This window comes from Acinetobacter pittii (assembly GCF_034067285.1).
GTDB lineage: Bacteria > Pseudomonadota > Gammaproteobacteria > Pseudomonadales > Moraxellaceae > Acinetobacter > Acinetobacter pittii_E.
In genome coordinates this window covers 1,483,636-1,504,646 of sequence record NZ_CP139286.1, presented here as the reverse complement: position 1 = coordinate 1,504,646, position 21,011 = coordinate 1,483,636, and the positions used below count along the sequence as shown (strand labels likewise).

19 protein-coding genes are annotated in these 21,011 nt (G+C 35.5%); 14 read left to right on the top strand and 5 right to left on the bottom strand.

What is annotated here, in order from left to right:
• Positions 1–150 precede the first annotated feature (150 nt).
• On the top strand, positions 151–492 hold the full coding sequence (gene grxD, locus SOI81_RS07100) for a Grx4 family monothiol glutaredoxin (protein WP_002120913.1): 342 nt from the start codon (positions 151–153) through the stop codon (positions 490–492).
• 48 nt (positions 493–540) lie between these two features.
• Here the strand turns inward: grxD and SOI81_RS07095 are convergent, their stop codons facing one another.
• Positions 541–864 carry a hypothetical protein gene (locus tag SOI81_RS07095; protein ID WP_224991205.1) on the bottom strand — a complete coding sequence of 108 codons (324 nt, stop codon included), beginning with the start codon at positions 862–864 and terminating at the stop codon, positions 541–543.
• Positions 865–1,099: 235 nt separating this feature from the next.
• On the opposite strand from SOI81_RS07095, the gene ltrA reads away from it, so the two are divergent.
• Complete coding sequence (gene ltrA, locus SOI81_RS07090) at positions 1,100–1,999, top strand: LysR family transcriptional regulator (protein WP_016140766.1); 900 nt, start codon at positions 1,100–1,102, stop codon at positions 1,997–1,999.
• 49 nt (positions 2,000–2,048) lie between these two features.
• On the opposite strand, the gene map is transcribed toward ltrA, so the two are convergent.
• Entirely contained in the window at positions 2,049–2,843 is a 795-nt protein-coding gene (gene map, locus SOI81_RS07085) for a type I methionyl aminopeptidase (protein ID WP_320541455.1), read from the bottom strand.
• A gap of 352 nt (positions 2,844–3,195) precedes the next feature.
• On the opposite strand from map, the gene brnQ reads away from it, so the two are divergent.
• From brnQ to SOI81_RS07070, 3 genes are all read left to right on the top strand, one after another.
• On the top strand, positions 3,196–4,497 hold the full coding sequence (brnQ, locus tag SOI81_RS07080) for a branched-chain amino acid transport system II carrier protein (RefSeq protein ID WP_032053926.1): 1,302 nt from the start codon (positions 3,196–3,198) through the stop codon (positions 4,495–4,497).
• 189 nt (positions 4,498–4,686) lie between these two features.
• A complete protein-coding gene (locus SOI81_RS07075; protein ID WP_224991208.1) occupies positions 4,687–5,106 on the top strand; it encodes a GlcG/HbpS family heme-binding protein in 420 nt (139 codons plus the stop codon).
• 258 nt (positions 5,107–5,364) lie between these two features.
• Positions 5,365–5,619 (top strand): hypothetical protein, encoded by a 255-nt coding sequence (locus tag SOI81_RS07070; RefSeq protein WP_005068965.1) that lies wholly within the window; start codon positions 5,365–5,367, stop codon positions 5,617–5,619.
• 25 nt (positions 5,620–5,644) lie between these two features.
• Here SOI81_RS07070 and SOI81_RS07065 read toward each other — a convergent pair whose 3' ends face one another.
• Positions 5,645–6,100, bottom strand: a complete 456-nt coding sequence (locus SOI81_RS07065) for a hypothetical protein (RefSeq protein WP_320541454.1) — start codon at positions 6,098–6,100, stop codon at positions 5,645–5,647.
• A 141-nt stretch (positions 6,101–6,241) separates the two neighbouring features.
• Between SOI81_RS07065 and SOI81_RS07060 the strand changes: the two genes are divergently transcribed.
• The 4 genes from SOI81_RS07060 to fruA all read left to right on the top strand — a co-directional run bounded on the left by SOI81_RS07060 (position 6,242) and on the right by fruA (position 12,946).
• Complete coding sequence (locus SOI81_RS07060; protein WP_320541453.1) at positions 6,242–7,102, top strand: alpha/beta fold hydrolase; 861 nt, start codon at positions 6,242–6,244, stop codon at positions 7,100–7,102.
• A gap of 323 nt (positions 7,103–7,425) precedes the next feature.
• Positions 7,426–10,278, top strand: coding sequence for a phosphoenolpyruvate--protein phosphotransferase (gene ptsP / locus SOI81_RS07055; protein ID WP_320541452.1), 2,853 nt, complete (start codon positions 7,426–7,428; stop codon positions 10,276–10,278).
• Positions 10,279–10,293: 15 nt separating this feature from the next.
• The gene (pfkB, locus tag SOI81_RS07050; protein ID WP_239976978.1) at positions 10,294–11,241 is read left to right on the top strand and encodes a 1-phosphofructokinase; all 948 of its coding nucleotides are present in this window, start codon (positions 10,294–10,296) and stop codon (positions 11,239–11,241) included.
• Complete coding sequence (gene fruA, locus SOI81_RS07045; RefSeq protein ID WP_239976981.1) at positions 11,228–12,946, top strand: fructose-specific PTS transporter subunit EIIC; 1,719 nt, start codon at positions 11,228–11,230, stop codon at positions 12,944–12,946. Before pfkB ends, fruA begins: the two co-directional genes overlap by 14 nt.
• 107 nt (positions 12,947–13,053) lie before the next feature.
• Here fruA and SOI81_RS07040 read toward each other — a convergent pair whose 3' ends face one another.
• Positions 13,054–13,557, bottom strand: coding sequence for a hypothetical protein (locus tag SOI81_RS07040; RefSeq protein WP_239937220.1), 504 nt, complete (start codon positions 13,555–13,557; stop codon positions 13,054–13,056).
• A gap of 733 nt (positions 13,558–14,290) precedes the next feature.
• Between SOI81_RS07040 and SOI81_RS07035 the strand changes: the two genes are divergently transcribed.
• From SOI81_RS07035 to uspA, 4 genes are all read left to right on the top strand, one after another.
• Positions 14,291–14,755: a MarR family winged helix-turn-helix transcriptional regulator gene (locus SOI81_RS07035; protein WP_016140756.1), complete on the top strand. Its 465-nt coding sequence runs from the start codon at positions 14,291–14,293 to the stop codon at positions 14,753–14,755.
• Positions 14,756–14,951: 196 nt separating this feature from the next.
• The gene (locus tag SOI81_RS07030; RefSeq protein ID WP_239976983.1) at positions 14,952–15,167 is read left to right on the top strand and encodes a hypothetical protein; all 216 of its coding nucleotides are present in this window, start codon (positions 14,952–14,954) and stop codon (positions 15,165–15,167) included.
• A 583-nt stretch (positions 15,168–15,750) separates the two neighbouring features.
• Positions 15,751–17,847: an EAL domain-containing protein gene (gene ykoW, locus SOI81_RS07025; RefSeq protein ID WP_239975404.1), complete on the top strand. Its 2,097-nt coding sequence runs from the start codon at positions 15,751–15,753 to the stop codon at positions 17,845–17,847.
• A 139-nt stretch (positions 17,848–17,986) separates the two neighbouring features.
• Positions 17,987–18,430, top strand: a complete 444-nt coding sequence (gene uspA, locus SOI81_RS07020) for a universal stress protein (protein ID WP_016140753.1) — start codon at positions 17,987–17,989, stop codon at positions 18,428–18,430.
• A gap of 53 nt (positions 18,431–18,483) precedes the next feature.
• Here uspA and gdhB read toward each other — a convergent pair whose 3' ends face one another.
• Positions 18,484–19,923: a glucose/sorbosone family PQQ-dependent dehydrogenase gene (gene gdhB, locus SOI81_RS07015; RefSeq protein WP_320541451.1), complete on the bottom strand. Its 1,440-nt coding sequence runs from the start codon at positions 19,921–19,923 to the stop codon at positions 18,484–18,486.
• A 404-nt stretch (positions 19,924–20,327) separates the two neighbouring features.
• On the opposite strand from gdhB, the gene SOI81_RS07010 reads away from it, so the two are divergent.
• A complete protein-coding gene (locus SOI81_RS07010) occupies positions 20,328–20,960 on the top strand; it encodes an SOS response-associated peptidase family protein (protein ID WP_320541450.1) in 633 nt (210 codons plus the stop codon).
• Positions 20,961–21,011 lie beyond the last annotated feature (51 nt).

The window sequence follows — 21,011 nt, the reverse complement described above, 5'->3', positions numbered from 1 at the left end:
CATTTATCTAAAATTTCGTCCGCTTTTTGCTATCACTTCGGTTTATACAATAAAATATTGAATATTCAATGCAACTTTAAGTAATCAGGTGGTTTGCAAAGCGATGTAAACACCCCCTATAATGCTGCTAGATTAGTTGAGGATCTATTTATGACTGAACAAGCACGTGATACTGAAGCGTTAATCCGCGATCAAATTGCGAAGCATCCCGTTTTACTTTACATGAAAGGCACTCCACAGTTTCCACAATGTGGTTTCTCTGCACGTGCTGTAGAGGCGCTCAGTCAAATTGGTCGTCCATTTGCATATGTAAATATTTTGGAAAACCCTGATATTCGTGCAACATTACCAAAAATTGCGAACTGGCCTACATTCCCGCAACTTTGGGTAAATGGTGAACTTATTGGCGGTAGCGATATCATGCTTGAAATGTTCCAAAATGGCGAATTAAAACCATTAGTTGAACAATACAGCGCAGCGCCAGAAGCGTAAATAATAAAAAAGCCAATCAAAAGATTGGCTTTTTTATTACTCTCGAATTTAACGATCACTCACCCCAACATAGCGAAATAAATTTTCTACGCCTAAATCAGACTTCAAAATAATTAGATTTTCATAAGTAGTTGTCGTTAAAGCTTCAAATACATTCATATTCGGATCTTCATGCAATTCATCTACATTCTGATTCATACCATCTTCAAATCGATCAGCAACAAATTCAAATCCTAAATCCATAGCAATAAATAAAGTATGTTCACACGGCTGAATATATTGTTCTTGCGCCCAGTCAATTATCGCTTGTTTACAAAGTGGGCATTCAATATTCGCTGAGGCATCGTTAAGTTCGATCAGTTGATAAGGCATGAAATTTGAGAGTAGAGAAAAATTGTAGTGTAAAAGAAAATAATTAAAACTTCTATAAGAGGCTAGAATACTAGTTAAAAACAACACACATTAAAATTACAACGTAATTACAATATAATTTCAAAATTCTATTTTTATTTAGAGGGCTAATTAATTACAAATAATTTAGTTTAAGAATTATTGTTGCAAAAATAATAATGTAAAATCGTTGGTGTTGCAGAAATAGGATATTTTAATGCTCACTGATCTTGATGATTTTTATTGTTTTGCTCTCGTTGTTGAGCATGGTGGCTTTAGTGCTGCTGAACGTGTAACGGATATACCAAAATCAAAACTAAGTCGGCGCGTGTATAGTTTAGAAGAAAACTTAGGGGTTCGCCTCATTCAACGTAGTTCACGTCATTTTGCTGTTACAGATATTGGGATGGATATTTATAGACATGCTCAAGTCATGATGAATGCTGCACAAGCCGCACATGATCTGGTTGATCACCTAAGTATTCAACCCAGAGGTGTTGTTAAAGTTAGTGTTCCAGTTGATGTTGCTCAAAATCAACTTCCTAAAATTTTGCCTGCTTTCCTAAAAAAATATCCAGAAATTCGTTTGCAACTTATGGTCAGCAATCGTCGAGTAGATGTTATTAATGAAGGAATTGATATTGCTCTACGAGTTCGCTCAAAACTAGATGATGACCCGAGTTTAGTTCTTAGACAATTTGCTCTGATAGAACAGAGTCTGTTTGCAAGTCAGGCCTATTTAAATGAGTTTGGTGATATAAAAACTCCTGAGCAGCTAAGCGAACACCGTATTTTAAGTCTTTCTGAAGAGCACCTTGATCAGCAATTTCTTTTGCATGGACCAGACAATCAGCAAAAGAAAATCAAAGTCAGCCCTACCATAATGGGTACAAACATACACATGTTGGCGCAATTGGCGAGTCAAAACTGTGGTATCGCTTTACTCCCAGAAAGCGCAGCAGAAGATTTTCTAAAATCTGGACAACTTGTACAAATATTACCAGAATGGAAAGCGCCTCACGGTATATTACATGCCGTATATCCATCACGCCGAGGGTTGCTACCTGCTGTACGAGTATTTATCGATTATTTGGTAGAACATCTTTCTGAGCATTAAAATAAATTAAAATAAAAAAAGTTCGATAATTATCGAACTTTTTTTATTTTCAAATTGCAGGATAATTTCCTACACCTTCAGGCCAAGGTGTTAATAGCTCAAAGCCTGTATCAGTTACAGCAACCATATGCTCCCATTGAGCAGATAACGAATGATCTTGGGTAATGACAGTCCACCCATCATTCAGCTCTTTCACTTGCGGTCTGCCCGCATTAATCATCGGTTCAATGGTAAAGACCATTCCCTTCTTTAAAACCAAACCTTGGCCACGTTGTCCATAATGTAGAACATTGGGTTGTTCATGATAAACCTTACCAATCCCATGGCCACAATATTCTCGAACAATGCTATACCCTTCTCGATGGGCAACTGACTGAATAGCGTAACCGATATCACCTAATGTAGCTCCCGGTTTAACGGTATGAATACCAGCAACCATCGCCTCATAAGTTATTTCAACAAGTTTTTTTGCTTGTGGATTTACATTACCCACAAAATACATACGGCTCGTGTCACCAAAGTAGCCGTCTTTAATAATTGCGACATCAATATTGATAATATCGCCATCTTTTAAAATTTTATTCGGCGATGGAATTCCATGGCAAACCACTTCATTTACTGAGGTACATATTGTTTTAGTAAAACCATGATATCCAACATTGGCAGGAATAACTTTTAAAGTATTTACAATATAGTCGTTACACAGGTTATCTAAATATTCAGTAGATACACCTGGTTTAACATGTGCCTCTATCATTTCTAAAACTTGCGCAGCCAAGCGTCCAGAAACTCTCAACTTTTCTAGATCTTGTTCAGTTTTTATTGTAACAGTAGAAGCTCTCATTCAGTTTTATCCTCGTAGACACTATTTTTACAATGCCTACAAAAATGTAAGTTAATTTAGAATATTTTAGAACGGATATAGGATAGGCTGGAAGCGTTAAGTGCCCAAATATTCAACATTCATAATAGAAATTTATACTTTTATTTTTGCATAATTTTTTTAAAAAGTCAGACATAAAAAATGATTTACGCATTTCTTTCAATGGTTTTTCAACTACATACTTTAACCAGTTGATATTTTTGATATCTATTAAAGGTTTTTATACTCCGAAAAAAATCTTTTTCACATAAAATACCGCTTGATCATGCTCTCTTTTGCTCTAAAATTCCTTCTTTTTTATTAAATTTAATTTATGCAACATCTTCGTACTGGAGATATTATTGCCTTAGGTTTTATGACCTTTGCCCTCTTTATTGGGGCTGGCAATATTATCTTTCCTCCCATTGTCGCTCAACAAGCCGGTGATCATGTATGGCTTGCTGCTATAGGCTTTTTGATTACTGCAGTTGGTCTCCCTGTAATTACCATTATGGCACTCTCTCGTATGCAGGGTTCCATTGAAATTATTAGCTCTCCTCTAGGTCGAGTTGCAAGTCTGATTTTAACTGTAGTTTGTTATTTATCAGTAGGCCCTTTATTTGCAACTCCACGTACAGCTACTGTTTCTTATGAGATTGGTTTTTCTTCTTATTTTGGAACATCAAGTAGTAGCCTTTTGATCTATAGTGCAATTTATTTTTCATTTGTAACTCTAGTTTCTCTTTATCCAAACAAGTTATTGGATACAGTTGGACATGTACTTGCTCCGCTAAAAATTATTGCATTAGCAATTTTAGGCATTGCAGCAGTCATGATTCCGTCTGGTTATGTTCCTGCTCCAATCAACCATTACGTTGCTTCTCCAGTTTCAGAAGGTTTCGTAAATGGTTATCTCACCATGGACACTTTAGGCGCATTAGTATTTGGTATTGTAATTATTCAAGCGATTTACTCGCGTGGTGTTACCGATAAAAAGCTAGTGACTAAATATGCAATTATTGCCAGTCTCATTTCAGGTGCTGGACTTACATTAGTTTATTTAAGCTTGTTTAAATTAGGTTTAGGTAGCCATGAAGTTGCACCAAATGCAGCAAATGGTGCAGTAATTTTACATGCGTATGTTCAACATGCTTTCGGCAATATGGGTTCGCTATTTTTAACTGGCCTCATTTTTCTAGCATGTATGGTAACAGCGATTGGCTTAACTTGCGCTTGCGGTGAGTATTTTGCTCAGTTAACTAAATTACCGTACAAACTTTTAGTATTCATTTTAGTTGGTTTCTCTTTCGTTATTTCTAATCTTGGATTAACCAAACTTATTGCTGTATCAGTGCCTGTTTTAAGCGCAATTTACCCACCTGCAATTGTGGTAATTATGCTGAGCTTCTTTTGGAAATTCTGGCACAAGCCTTCTTTTATTGTTGGTTCAGTAACAAGTATTGCTTTTATCTTCGGGATTATTGACGGTCTTAAGGTTGCAGGTTTTGGTGATTATTTACCCGATTTTCTTCAACACTTACCTTTAAACGAACAAAACTTAGCTTGGTTGATCCCATCTTTAGTTGTTCTCATCATTACCGTAATGATTGACAAAGTTAAATTTAAAAACATTTAATCTAGTGTCTATTTTGAAATCGAGTTTTACCCAAACATGATTTTATATATTAAATAAAATGCTGAGTTTACCCAACCAGCATTTTGTTTCCACACTAATTTGAATGACAAAACAATTATAGATATAATCAATTTTTACTGTAAAATTACACTAAAATAATTTTTAGCTTACTAGGAAAGAAGAGCAACAATGAAAAGTAAATATTACCTAACATTAGCAGATGCAGAGTTTTTAATGGAAGAAGCTCAAAAATATGCAATTGAACACAACTTTAAAGTTAGTATCGCTATTGTTGACGAAACAAGTTCTTTACTACTCATGAAACGTTTAGATGGTGCTTCGCCTTTAAGTTCCCATTTATGTTTAGAAAAAGCAAAATGTTCTTCAATATCAGGTAGACCTTCAAAATTCTATGAAGAACTTCTGCAAAATGGTCGCTTAGGTTTTTTAAGTATGCCGAGTGCTCAAGGCATGCTAGAAGGTGGTAAACCAATTCTTTATGACGATCAAATTTTAGGTGCAATTGGTGTTTCTGGCGTTCAATCTTTTGAAGATGCAGAAATTGCCCAACATGCCATTGACCTCTTTTTAAAAAAACAAAATAGTTAATCTGAACTTATAGAGAAGAGAAATTATTACACTTTTCACTTAAATATTTCTCTTTTCTAAAAAAGTAAGTATTTTATACAAAAATATTTAATATTTACTTTTTTAATACCCTAACCTTTTATAAACATAGAGTTTTTTATAAAACTGCTCAAAAAATTTTCTATTCACTATTGAATTGAATTAAAAATAGAAGTACAACATTAAACTTATTCTTGACTAAAACATTCAGTTTTAGCACAACCACAAGGAGGGATGGAGATGTTATCATTACATTTCAACAAACAAGTCTTCATTAACACTCTGAACAGCAAAGATTCAGTTGTTTATGGAGTAACGCCGCTTGCTCTTATGCTGACTTTACTGTTTCAAGGTATGATTAAGGGAAATCTGAAACCCGAATACTTTATGTATGCGATGGTTGTTTCTTTCATATTTTGTGTGTGGGCCTTTGTCGACCATAAGATGCGAAAATTAGCTAAAAGACGTCTTAGTCAACAGAACTCGAATACTTAAAAAATGGATGAGTGATCATCCATTTTTATATATCTAAAAATAAAAAAATTGTTCCGATAACTAAAATAGCCGTAGCAAGTAATTCAGTCACAATTAATCCTACCATCATTAAAGACATTAACCATGAAGGCAAACCAAAACGGCCTAACTTGTGCGGTCGTTTAAATTGATTTGTCGTGTCCTGTAAATAGCCATGTAGGATATAAACTAAAATTGAAAAACTAAAAAACAGAATATTTGCAAACACGCACCACAAAGTAATATTTTCATTTAAAACAGTAAAGTAGCTTAAGACAGCTAGAATTAGGCTAGCGGCTGCATATAACAAACTACTTCGATGAGCGATATCTACATAATAATGAGCACGACTTAATTCTGAACGGCGTATTTGCCAATATTTCCATACTCCGGTTAACATCCCTATCCATAAAAATATGCCACTAAACACAATAGCTAACTGTACAGCCTGTGGTAAATACATCTTTTTTCCAATTATTCGTTTTATTCAAATTTAATGAGTTGTATAACATAATTATTGACTTCATAGTCACATTTTAATCAAGTTTCATTTTAGAACTCGTGTAAATTAAAGATATCTACAAACTTATCACTATGAAATATTATGGATAATACTTTTGAATCATTTTGGATGACCTGCAAAGATGGTTATCAACTTGCTGCACATTTTTATCCAGCTCAATCAAAACAACTGGCCAGTCCCGTGTTGATTTGTCCAGCCACAGGTATTACCAAAAACTTTTATCATTCTTTTGCTAGTTGGTTAAGTGAACAAGGCTATGATGTATTAAGCTTTGATTTCCGTGGAATTGGAGATTCATTGCATGGGCCGTTAAAGCAAAGTGGTGCAAGTATTAATGATTGGGGAACTCTCGATATCCCTTGTGCAATTGATACTTTATTAGGAAAAACCCAAGCACAACAAGTTACTCTTCTTGGCCATAGTGCTGGTGGGCAATTGCTAGGAATTGTGCCTAACTTCCATAAAGTAGCAAAAGTTGTTGCAGTCGCAGGTTCTACTGGCCACGTAAAAGGTCTTAAGGGTAAAACCAAGTTTTTAGCGCCAGTGATGTTTAATGTTATCTTCCCGATCTCTAGTGCCTTAAAAGGTTATGCTGCTACCCAATTTATTGGAATGGGAGAAAACTTACCTAAAAAAGTCGCTCAACAGTGGCGTGAATTTTGTAGTCATCCCGGCTATGTGAAAAACGCCATTGGTAAAACTATTTTTCAGGATTTTCATACTGAAATTAGCTGCCCTATTACTTCTATTTGGGCAAGTGATGATGAAATTGCAACCGAGCGTAATGTTGAAGCTTTATTAAAGTTGTATCCGAATGCACCTACAAAAATGCTAGAGCTAAACCCTATTAAACTCGGATATAAATCAATTGGGCACATGTTAATGTTTAAAAAATCACATCAAAAGTTGTGGTCGCTCTTGGAACAAGAAATTCGACACTAATTTTAATTAATCTTTCACTTTTTTTGCCTCTATACCCGTAATCCGGTATAGAGGTTTTTTTATCTGGAGGATTTAACTCCTTTTATAAAATTACTTTATTATCTTTATGGTTAATATAAAAATTTAAAATACTATTCATGGATTATCCTTTGTATTAAAAACAAGCATTTTTTACGTAAATACGTCGATATACCTTTAAAGTTCTGCTATGGTAATTTATACGAAGCTGTTGTTTAAAAACGGTTAAATTAACCTATTTTTAATACAAACGGCTTCTTTTTTTCTGTTTTAGCTAAACCTAAAGATATTGTTCAAGGATAAATATGCTAGCACTAGAGCCTCGACATATTCATATGAATCAACATGCTGTTGATAAAACACATGCATTACAGTGTCTAGTAGATATATTGGAGAAAGATGGGTTAGTCACACCTGACTATATTACAGGACTCATTAATCGTGAAGAGCAAAGCGCAACCTATTTAGGTCAAGGCATAGCTATTCCCCACGGTACTCCCCAATCTCGTGAATGTATTTTGGAAACAGGTATCCGTTTAGCTCACTTCCCCGAAGGAATAATATGGGATGGTGAAAACAGAGTTTATTTAGCTGTTGTTATTGCAGCAAAATCAGATGAACACTTACAAGTCCTACAAATATTAACCCGAGCTTTAATGCATGATGTAAGTGAACAGGTAAAAAATGCAAAACAACCTGAGCAAATTATTGAAATATTACAAGCTCAGCCGTTATCTTTAAATTTACATGAAAATTTAATTCAAACTGAAATTGAATCTCAAGATATTGAAGATTTGTTTTGGTCAGCATCTCAAATTCTAAAAAAACACAATTTTGTAAAATGTGGTTTTCTAAGTTCGCTTAATCCAGATCAAGTTATTCAACTACAAGATCAGATCTGGTCTATTTCAAGTACCAAATTCGTTCAACAACCAGCAATCAGTATCGTAAAGCCTCGCCATGCATTACAGCTAGGTGGAAAAAAGTTAAATACACTCGTATGTATTGCTGCCAATGAGCAATTAGATAGCCAGAGATTTAATCGGCTAATTGATATTCTGTTTAATCCAGAGCAAGTTGCACAATTAGATCAAACACAAGCGCCAAATGAAATTGCCAAAATCATTGGGGCAGATGTTATTCCAGATTGGCCTCATCGTTCTGTTGTACTCGCTAATGCACATGGATTACATGCACGACCAGCCACTCATTTGGTGAACTTAACAAAAAGTTTTCAAGGTGATATTCAGGTCGCAGTAGATGAAGGGAATTTTGTTTCTGCTAAAAGTTTGACACGCCTCTTGGCTTTAGGATGTAAACGTGGACAAACTCTACGTTTTATAGCCGAACCAGAAACAGATGCAGTCGAAGGTTTAGATAAAGTTATTCAAGCAGTGCAACAAGGTTTAGGTGAAGAAGTCGAACCTATACAATCTTCCGATATAAAAATAGAGCCATCAAATAAAATTAAAGCTCCATCAAAACTACTTAGTTCAAATACGGGCATTGCCGCTTCAAGTGGTTTAGCTTTTGGTCCTGTTCATGTCATTAAACCTAAGGTTTATCAATATGAACGTATGGGTTTGAGCGTCAAAGTAGAAAAAGAAAATCTTGATATTGCCCTTCACGCAGTTAAAAACAACATTCACCAAGTTATTGCAAAATCTGAAGTGGCTGAAATTAAGCAGATCTTCCAAGCACATTTAGAAATGCTTGACGATCCAGATCTTATTAATGGTGTTTATCAAAAAATTAACTTAAACCTTTCTGCTCCTGCTGCTTGGCATGAACATATTGAAGCAGCAGCCAAAGAGCAAGCAGCTTTACCAGATCGCTTATTGGCTGAGCGGGCTGCAGACTTACGAGATATTGGCGATCGGGTTTTGGCTCAACTTTGTGGTGAAGTTATCATTGAAGAGCCTAAAGAGCCTTATATTTTAATTATGTATGATGTGGGGCCAAGTGATGTGGCCCGCCTTAATAAAGATCGAGTTGCAGGTATTTTGACAGCCGTAGGTGGTGCAAGTGCGCATAGTGCTATTGTTGCTCGTGCTTTAGGTATTCCTGCAATTGTCGGCGCTGGTGAGCAAGTACTAGATATTGAGCAAAAAAGTTCTCTTTTAATTAATGGAGATACAGGAACCTTTATCTTAAATCCTAATACTCAGCAAATCGAACAAGCAAAACAAGAACGCGAGCATCAGAAAAAAATTCGTGAAGAGGCTGAACGTCACAGTCAAGAACCTGCAATTACTCTAGATCAGCATCAAATCGAGATTGCTGCCAATTTAGGAAAAGTTCAAGCGACAGCCCATGCAGTCGAGTGTGGTGCTGAAGCAATTGGCCTACTGAGAACAGAGCTTGTTTTTATGGCGCATAGTAGCGCCCCTAGTGAAGCTACCCAAGAAGCAGACTATCGTATTGTTTTAGATGCTCTTGCAGGCCGACCACTCGTAGTACGTACTCTAGATGTAGGTGGTGACAAACCACTCCCTTACCTTCCAATTGCTGAAGAAGAAAATCCATTTTTAGGATTAAGAGGCATCCGCTTAACTCTGAGACAGCCAGAACTGTTGCGTCAACAACTTATTGCTTTGCTTAAGGCTGCCGATGATCGCCCTTTAAGAATCATGTTTCCAATGATTGGCCGTGTAGAAGAATGGCGTGCAGCGAAAGCCATTCTTGACGAAGTAAAAGCAATATATCCGTGTACCGACTTACAAGTTGGTATCATGATAGAAGTTCCTTCAGCTGCTTTACTTGCACCTATCCTTGCTCAAGAAGTGGATTTCTTTAGCATAGGAACAAATGACTTAACTCAATATACTTTAGCCATTGACCGTGGACACCCTATCCTCTCGGCTGAAGCAGATGGCCTACACCCAAGTATTTTGCAATTGATTGATCAAACTGTAAAAGCTGCCCACAAACATGGCAAATGGGTGGGCATATGCGGTGAACTCGCTGCTGATCCAAAAGCTGTACCGATCCTTATGGGTTTAGGTGTAGATGAGCTTAGTATGTCACCGAATAGTATTCCTTTGGTTAAAGCTCAAATTCGTACACTCAACTACAGCAAAGCTCAGTTGCTTGCAAAGCGTGCACTAGAATGTGATAGCGCCCCTGCTGTACGTCAGTTATCCGAACAAGAAATGTAAAGATTAGGAATGGTAATGGCTAAAGTTTTAACAATTACTTTAAATCCTGCAATTGATATGACTATACAACTCAATGAGTTACAGATAGGTCAAGTGAATCGTCAAGAATCTGTAGAAATACATGCAGCAGGCAAAGGCTTAAATATTGCACAAGTTTTAAAAGATTTGGGGCATGAGGTTATTGTTTCTGGTTTTTTAGGCACAACTAACAAACAGATTTTTGATGAGCATTTTAAAAAAGCTCAATTCCAACCAGAGTTTATTTATATTGAAGGTGAAACTCGCCAAAATATAAAAATTGCTGAACATTCCGGAAGGATGACTGATTTAAATGGAAAAGGTTTCTTAGTATCCGAACTAGATAAGAAAAATCTCTTTCAAAAAATCGAAATGATTTTACCCCAGATCGATGTGGTTGCTATTGCAGGGAGTCTCCCGCAAGGTTTTAATGTTGATGAGCTACAACAACTTATTAAATTCATTCAAGGGCAAGGCAAAAAAGTTGCACTTGATACAAGTGGTAAAGCATTGGTCGCTGCAATCGAATGCCAACCATGGATGATTAAACCAAATACAGATGAGTTAGTTGAAAGTTATCAGCTTCCTGCCGCGACGTATTCTGAACAAAAAAAGCTTTTTGAAAACTTAGCTAAAATTGAGCATGTCGTCATTTCGATGGGTGAAGACGGTGTAAACTGGTTACATGACAGTCACCCACTTCATGCCAAAGCTCCTAAAGTGATCGTTAAAAGTACCGTTGGTGCAGGTGACTCTCTTTTAGCAGGAATGATCCATGGTTTAATCAATGGTTTCTCTGCCGAAGAAACATTAAAAACAGCCACAGCAATTGCGAGCCATGCTGTAACACAAATAGGTTTTCGCATTCCTAATGCTGAAAAGCTAAACCAATTAAAAGCCCAAACTACAATCAATTCATTGAGTGAATCTGATGCCAACTGCTAAACATTTATTATTTGTCATTAATAGTCCGCAACAGCAAGTCAATGCTTTGATTTTAGCTCGTAAACTTGCACAAGTTGCATCCCAACAAGGTTATGAGAATAGCATTACCACGATCAACGAATTTGATCCGAATGAAAGCTTTGACCAAGTCATCGTGATTGGTCAACGGCCGAAAGATCTTCATATTTTTGGTACACATTCTTTATCTTTCATTAGCATTGAAGAGATCAAAAATGATGCTCACACAGCGTTGCAAATAGCATTAGACAATTTTAAGTTTGCCCAAGACTGGCAAAATGATAATAGCCTAGCATTAACTACCGCTAAAAAATTTGTTGCAATCACCGCCTGCCCTACGGGGGTTGCACACACTTTTATGGCTGCTGAAGCTTTACAACAAGGTGCAGAAAAACTGGGTTATGACATTGAAGTAGAAACTCAAGGTTCTGTGGGTGCAAAGAATATCTTGTCACCTCAAGCTATTGCTGAAGCAGACATTGTCATTCTTGCGACTGACATTGAAGTTAATACAGATCGTTTTGTAGGTAAGCGCGTTTATCGATGCGGAACAGGCTTTGCTCTAAAGCAAACAGATAAAGCCTTTGCTGAAGCTATTAGCAATGCACAAGTTTTAGAACAAGGTAAGCAGCAAACATCTGCAGAAAACAAAGATAAAACCGAAAAAGTTGGCGTATATAAACATCTCTTAACAGGTGTTTCTTATATGTTACCTATGGTGGTAGCTGGAGGCCTTTTAATTGCTCTCTCTTTATGCTTTGGCCTTAATGCCGCTGAACAAGCAGGCAGCTTACCAGCTATATTAAAACAAATTGGGGCCGCTGCATTTATGCTTATGGTTCCAATGCTATCTGGTTATATCGCTTACTCGATTGCTGATCGTCCTGGTCTTGCACCTGGTTTAATTGGGGGCTTACTCGCTTCTCAGCTGCAAGCAGGCTTTTTAGGTGGCATTGTCTCAGGTTTTCTTGCTGGCTACATCGCGCTTTTTATTGCAAAAAAACTTAAACTTCCTACAAGTTTAGAAGCACTTAAACCTATTTTAATTATTCCCCTATTGGGTACATTATTCGTTGGCCTTATCATGTTTTACGTGGTGGGTCAGCCAGTAGCACATATTTTTGAGCTAATGAAAGACTTCCTAAACAACATGGGTACAACAAATGCCGTGTTAATGGGAATTATATTAGCAAGCATGATGTGTATTGATTTGGGTGGTCCAATCAATAAAGCAGCCTACGCTTTTACTGTCGGCTTACTGACAACAAACACGTATATGCCCATGGCAGCTACGATGGCTGGCGGTATGGTTCCTGCTATTGGTATGGCAATTGCAACTTTCATTGCTAAAAGTAAATTTAGTACAGGAGAGCGAGATGCTGGAAAAGCCGCTTTCGTATTAGGTTTATGTTTTATTTCTGAAGGTGCTATTCCATTTGCAGCAAAAGACCCAATGCGTGTAATCCCGACGTGTATTTTAGGTGGAGCAGTAACTGGAGCACTTGTTGCCCTTTTCCATTGCGAATTGGTTACTCCTCACGGCGGTGTATTTGTTCTTTTAATTCCGAATGCAATTAATCATGCTTGGTTATATCTTGCTGCAATTGCTGCGGGTAGTATCGTTACAGGAATAAGCTATGCGATTGTTAAGAAAAAGTTAGAAGAAAAGCCCGTGGCTATTTCATAATAAAAAAGGGAGAATTTATATTCTCCCTTTTTTATAAATTATATATGCCAGATCTCATAAAAATTTAAATTAAAAACTACTTAATAGTTAATTGTCTAAGACTTAACTCATTTAATCTGAATAGCTCTTGCCATAATTTGTGCTGGCACTTCCTCTGCCAACATTACAGTTAAAGTTGGTTGGTTTTGCGATTTAGTAGATAAATTCTGAGATTCTAAAACCGCATTCACATCCTTAGGAGCTAATTTAAACATTGCACCTGTCGCAGGATCTACAATTAAAATACCAATTAACCCGCCAAAAAGAATATTACCAAAATACCACCCACTCAATGTTCCAGTAACTTCTACAGTCTTGCTTTGATAACCTGCTTTACTAAAAGTGACCTGATAGCTTTCTGGTTTGAAATAACCTGCTCCTTTTTTCAAACTTACTGTTGCTGGGGTTTGTCCTGTATGGATTTTTATTCCTTTACGATTTTTAATTTCAATTGTTGCAGATTCTGGAACACTAGTGAAAGTAAGTGTTTGGGAAGAACCAGAAACAATAGTTGCACAACCATTAATTCCCAAAGTTAAAGCAATCAACGAAGTAAGTAGGATTTTTTTCATCATTAAGCCAAAAGATTTATCAATATTTATTGGAATACGCACTATAATAAACGAAACAAAAAATAACAATTAAAATACAATTCATCAGATTAACAATTAAACATTTAGTACAATATAATTTATAGACAAAATTCACTCTCTATCATAATTTATGATTTAAGAGCTAATATATAAATTACTAATAAAATTCAATAGCTTATAATAAAAAATAATTTTAATTTACTAAATAATAGATGTTTCATGTTAAATTTATGGTAAATTTTATGAATATAAAAATAAATCAAAACACTGATATATAAAGATATTTATTATTTAAATATCTTAATTTTTCATAATTATGACTTTAGAGACAAAAACTTTCTCGTTCAATGCCACGGTCAAATCATAATTTTTTTTCTACGATGCGGTTGCAAGCAATATCGTTCATTTAACGATCAAGCAAGCTTAGATGCAAACTTATATATCGATTCAAAGAGCTTTTGGGACTGCTTTGTTAAGCAGTATTAATTTTCAATACTCTTTGATTATAGAGGAAGAATATTTTTAAGTTCGTGCAAAGATATAGTAATGCTCTATAAAGATAAGGAATATTCAAGGCCATTATCAACTGAAGCTATATAACTTTTGCTCATCAAGTAAAGTCCTGCTATAACTTGCTTGATGAAACTATATTTTTCAACTATTAAAGATAGTTCACCAGGAATGCGATCCACCAAGGTATGGGGAAAAGTCAATGACAAAGAAGTATGCGCGTTTTTTACCTACAACAGAATCTTTTACTCTTGAAGATTTTCCATATTATTGGATTACTCAAGTACATGCTCAATATGTACAAAACATTGATAATGCTTTAAAAAAATATGGTTTAGATAACTCACGTCGACGTATTATGTTGGCTTTAAGCAGCAAGCCCCATGCGAGTGTTTCTGAACTTTCAGATATGATTATTTCAAAAATGTCGACTACTACAAAAATCGTTTATCGATTAAAAGATGAAGGACTGGTTGAAACATATTCCTGCCAGTCTGACGGCCGAATTACCCGCGTAGTACTTACAGAAAAAGGTACTGAAATGATCAACAAGATCAATGATCTAACCAGTGTAGTACTTGAGCAGTCGTTTGAAGGTATTACTCCTTTACAACTCGAAAAAATGATGGAAAGTTTAAAATTACTTTTAAAGAACCTTTCTCGTTAAAACCAAATAAAAACTCTCTTATAGATAACAATTTAAGCTCTCCTTACGAGAGCTTAATTATTTTAATATTTTGTCTGAGCCATTGAGAGATATAGCAGCCTACATAAAATAATCAATTAACCTTCTATCTGTTGACTTGAGCTTGCAACTCAAGTAGAAATTCTCTTTCAATAACTGAATAGCAAACCCCGGAAAAATGGCTAAAAGAAAATACAAAAGTGACAAGTTTCAAGTACGTCGTATTAACCGTGAATGGTGGGTACTCGAAAAAGATCTTGAATCAAATTGCTATTTAAAACATGAGCAAGTGGCGACAAAAACATTAGCAAACAACTATGCTGATGATTATATCGAACAATACTATATGAACCTGTACATTCAAGAACAGTTAAAAAAACCAGAAACTGCGTAAAAAGCCATTTTGGCTTTTTTTATTTTTAGTAGTTAGAATTTCTAAAAATTATGTATAAAAAAAACCTACATCTTGGGGAAAATGTAGGCTATAAAATGCACAAAAAGGAAATATATATCCTTTTTGACAAAAAGAATTTTACGATAATAGAAGCCTTTATTTTATGTTACTTTTGTAAACTTAATAGTGATTATTGTATTTATTTAAACTGTCTTTAGGATTTCTTTATTTATATAATCTAAAGGAAATTTAAGTTACTAGATTTTTTATTTTTCCCGTTTTCTTCTTCTCATCGTTAAGTTTATTTGTATTAAGCTAATTATATCAAGCCAGTTATAAGTTTCTGTTTTAATAAGTTTTTTACAAAAATCATCATAAATATTTTTTTAAAGTCAAGAATGCTAAAAACTAATAAATAACAAAAACATAAATTAAATATTGAGTATATAATAATTTTAACAACCCAGTTTTAGTTCAAAAAAAATACACATAAAATTTATTTATACTATTTTGGATACTACAGAAAGATTACAATACCCACTAATAAATAGATTAATCAACTCTCAATCTTTCTAGGCATGTTATGACTTCAATGTCGAACACTACCCAAAAGCATTTTATTGTTGAGCAAATTCCACTACCAACTTGGGTAAGTGATGAAAATGGCTTGATATTATATTGCAATGTAGAGTGTACAGAATATTGGTTGGATACTTTTTCTCCATTGCCAGAGCAATGGTTAGATTTTATATATCCTGCTGATTTAGATGAAGTCAAAAATAGATGGCTCGAAGCAATTCGCCTTCAAAAAAGAATAGAATTAAAATGTCGACTTCTCCAAGTTGGAAATCAATATAGATGGTGCAAACTCTCTATTCAAGCATCTAAGTATCACGGCCCATCTCAAGTTAACGAATGGTATGTTAGCTTTTTAGATATTGATCATGATATCCAAGAACAACAAAACTTGCAGAAGAATATTGAAATACAAAATCAAATGTTAGACATCAGTGAGGATTGCATTAAAGTACTTAATGTAGATGGCACAGTTTCTCATATGAATAAATCAGGATGCCTCGCTTTAGGTATCCCTGTTGACGAAACAGAATTTGGAATGAAATGGCTTGAGTTATTGCCACCTCATATTCGTAAGCGTGGGCGCGTTGCTTTAAAAAAAGCTCTTCAAGGAAAGGTTGCTCGATTTGCAGGGATGAGCTGTTTACCCAATCAAAACCCTGAATATTGGGATAATATGCTTACCCCGATTCATCGGGAAAATGGTGAAATTGGACAAATACTTTGTGTCTCACGTAATGTTACCCAACAACATTTGGCAGAAAACCAGCTCAGGAATATGAGTGAGAGAGATGAGCTGACTGGTTTATGTAATCGGCGCTCATTTAAATTTCAACTTAAACGTACCCTCACCTACTCAAAAGACACCCAAACAAGTGTGGGGTTGCTTTTAATTGACCTTGATCATTTTAAACATATTAATGATACTTTAGGGCATAGCGCAGGCGATCATCTTTTAAAAGTTTTATCCAAACGCTTTAGCCATTGTGTCGATGATGAACGATGTTTTGTTGCGCGATTAGGTGGAGATGAATTTGCGGTTATTATTAATAACCTCAAATCTGAAAATGATGTGCGCGACCTAGCAGCCATTTTACTTCAACAGCTAAATCAACCTATCACCTATTTAGGTAATGTTCTAAATGGTGGCATGAGTATTGGTTGCGCAATTTACCCGCAAGATGCCATAGATCAGTCAGGTTTACTTAGTTGTGCTGATATGGCATTACATGACTTAAAAGCACGTGGTCGTGGCGGAATTCGCATGTATGATCCATGCATGATGCAAATGACTGAAACAGTCGCTTCTCAGCTTAATTTAGCACGCCAGTTAATTCGCCATCATACAATTCAGCCCTACTATCAACCTAAAGTAGATTTAAGAACCCATCATGTAGTTGGTTTTGAAGCTTTATTAAGATGGCATACCACCTCAGCTCAAAGAGGCTACCCTGCACAAATTGCAGAAGCTTTTAAAGATTATAATTTAGCGAGTAAAATCGGTGAAACAATGCAACATCAAGTTTTACGTGATATCGCAAAATGGATAAATCTTGGTATTACACCCCTTCCTGTTTCCTTAAATGCCGCACCTGTAGAGTTCTTAAGAGATAACTACGCTGAGCGGCTTTTGAAAAAGATTAATCAATTTCAAATACCGACTCATTATATTGAAATTGAAGTCACTGAACACATGTTGGGTGATCGAGGTTCAGAGTATGTAATCCGAGCACTGAATAAATTAAAACAGCATGGGGTCCGTATTGCACTAGACGACTTTGGTACTGGTTTTTCATCGCTCACACATATTCGTGATTACCCGATTGACAGTTTGAAAGTAGATTGTAGTTTTATACAAAAGATGCAGCACGACCCATCAATTTATGCAATTGTGCAAGCAATTGGGTTACTCGCTCCAAATTTATCACTTGGGCTTATCGCTGAGGGGATTGAGACCCCTGAACAAGAAGAGCTACTTCGGCAGTTTGGTTATAGTATAGGTCAAGGATTCTTATTTGAATCTGCTATAGATGCCAATCAAGTTATTTCAATACTTAGACAAAATCAACCTTACTTAGAAAGTCATTACAATGCTTTAAGCTAAAATAGCTAATAAGCTTTTTGGTTCTGTTCATACTAAAAATAAACAATAACTTTTAAAAAATTGTTCATAATATAGGCATAAAGATAATAATTTGGTGTTTTGCCACCCCACATTGTCACAGGACAATAAGGAGCAATATATGAGTTATCACCATATCTTGGTTCCAGTCGATGGTTCTCCTACTTCACTTATTGCTGTCAATCATGCAGCGGCAGTTGCTAAGGCCTTTGGTAGTAAAGTGACTCTAGTATATGCGCTGACCATAGATCCTTTCATTTCTGTAGAATTTATTGATAGTACAGAATTAGCACAGGATTACTTTAATAAAGCTAGAGCATCTATTCAGACTATTTTAGATCAAGCTAAAGAACAATTTAGCCAGCATGGAATTTCTGTTGAAACAAAAATTGTTGAAGGTCACACAATTCACACAGAAATTATTAAAGCAGCTACCGAGCTAAAAGCAGACTTACTAGTGATTGGCTCTCATGGTCGAAAAGGGTTTAAAAAGTTCTTCTTAGGAAGTGTGACTCAAGCTCTTTTAGGAGAAATTCATTTACCGGTACTCGTCGTAACCGAATAGTTTTTCTAAAGCAAAAAACCGATCTATAATGATCGGTTTTTTAATGGGCAGCTTTATTGAGTCTTATATGTAAACTTAATGAGAGATCCTGGATTTTCTAATGTGTTGGTTACAGAGCCATCATCCTTTTGAACATTCCCAGCCGTGTCAGTTAATACATATAAAACGTTCCCATCTGGGCTGGCAATTACATCACGATAACGGTTGTTGCTTTTAAACATTGGCACAGCATCATCATAAGTCGTACTGTAGGTTGGATCTAGCTTGATACGGAAAATAACGCCACGTTTTAAAGATGGAACCAATAATGTATTTTCCCAACCAGAAATAGCTTTTCTACCGCCCTTATAGACATAAGCAGATGACGGCGCAACTGTTGGCCAGCAAATATAGGCCATATCCCCACAAGTTGGGTCATTATAGTTATAGGTATCTTGAACGGTATATAAAGTTTTTAATGGTGGTATAAAGTTTTTACCAGTCCATTCAGATTCTTTCGTTACTGGTACACCTGCGGCTACTTTTACTCCGTTCTGAGCCAAATCCTTAATTGATTTATTGGCGGCTGCCGAATAATTTGCATAAGCATAGCCACTATCGTCTTTATAACCTGCTACATTTGGCCAACCATAGTTTCCGCCTTTAACTATGATGTTAATTTCGTCATCAGAGTTTGGGCCTTGTTCAGATTGCAACAATTTACCATTTGGAGTGAATGCTAAGCCCTGTGGGTTACGGTGCCCGAGCGTATAAATATGGCTAACCACCCCGTTAAAACTTGGATTATCTTTTGGAATACTTCCATCAAGATTTAAGCGGAGTACTTTACCCATGTAGGTGTGATAGTCTTTGCCATTCAGCTCTTGTTGAGTCGGCGTGTGTTGTGCTTGATTTGGCAAGAACAAATAAGCAAGTTGGTTACGCCCTTGGTCACCAATCGTATAATAAATCTTTTGATCTGGACCAATGACAAGACGACCTGACTGATGGTCTTTCGATGAAGGTAATCCTGCTAACAAATCGACTGGCTTCTCAAGCGTATCTGTTGACTTGTTATAAGTATAGCGACGAATAATCGTTTGATTCGGTAATTCTTTATCTAGAGATTTCGGATTTTTAAATGTACCTGAAATATAAATATAAGGATTATTTTTAAAGTCAGGATGAAAAGCAAAGCCTAACAAGCCATTTTGTCCATCAGCATCACTTACAATCTCAGGCACCTGAAAAATTGTTTTTACACTGGCCGACTCAGGATTCACTCTTAAAATCTTACCTGTTGCTCGTTCAGTTAACCAAATTTGATTATCAGGTCCCCATAACAAAGCATGTGGCTTATTTAAATTAGTTAGAATAACTTTTTTATCAAACTTGTCTATTTTAGCTTTAGCAAATTGAGAAGGAGTAAGAGGAACATCAGCTAATGCTGCATTGAGAGTAACTAACTGAGCAGCGCCCAGTAAGGCAATTTTAGCCAATAAATGTTTATTCATGTGTCCACCTTATAAATTGTCAGAATTTTCCGAGAATTTTTAAACCTTTATTAAAGGCTTTGTACGTTTTCTCTCTATATTTTGTATTATGATGAATAGCAAATTTATTAAAATCCAATTTTCTGAAAGGCTCTGTTGCATAAAAGTAGCTATTAAAAATAAATAAACTCTTTTTAAGATGAGTCACTTAACTTTACGATTTTTCTATTTATTTACCGCTCTACTCATTTTATATCTAAATTGTCTTGAAAGCGGCGCAATTTAAATAAACACTTATTAACGAAGTAATTGATTGTTAAAAATTAATACTTAAAGAGACAATTCTAATGAGAAAAATATACATCATAAAAAGATAAAAGTTAGAAGCTGTAATTAAAGAAAAGTTTTATAAGCAAGGCGGTCTTATGTATGCAAATTTTAAACCTATTAAGAAAAATCATGCTGATCAATTAAATTTATTTGAACCAACTTTTGAATATAAGATGGATATTTTCCCAAGTGATGATTGTCCACTCATTTTATTGAATCAAAATGAGCTTAAGTGGCGAAAAGCTAAATTTGGAATGCTTCCTCCTTATGCCAAAGAAATCGCATTTAAATATGCAACTTATAATGCCAGAACAGAGACAGTACAACAGAAACGCTCTTTTAAACATGCTTGGTTAAATAACCAATTTGCACTTATTCCTGTTGAAGCCATCTATGAACCTAAATACATCAATGGAAAAGCTCATTGGTATGGAATTTTCCGGCAAGATGGGCAACCTTTTACACTTGCAGCGATCTACGAGGAAACACTTATTGATGAACAGAAAGTTAGGTCAATGTCGCTATTAACAATTAATGCTGATCACCACCCTTTTATGAAACAATTTCATAAACCTAATGATGAAAAACGATCCATCATTGTGATACCTGATGATCTGAGGAATGATTGGCTTAATTGCTCTCACACTGAAGCAAAAGATTTTTTCCTAGATATGCCTTCGAATGAGTTTACTTCGATGCCAAAAGCCGAAATGAAAAATTATGATTAACTCGGTTTAGCAAGCTTAGGTTAGTCAACCTTAAAAACTTATGTTATTCTT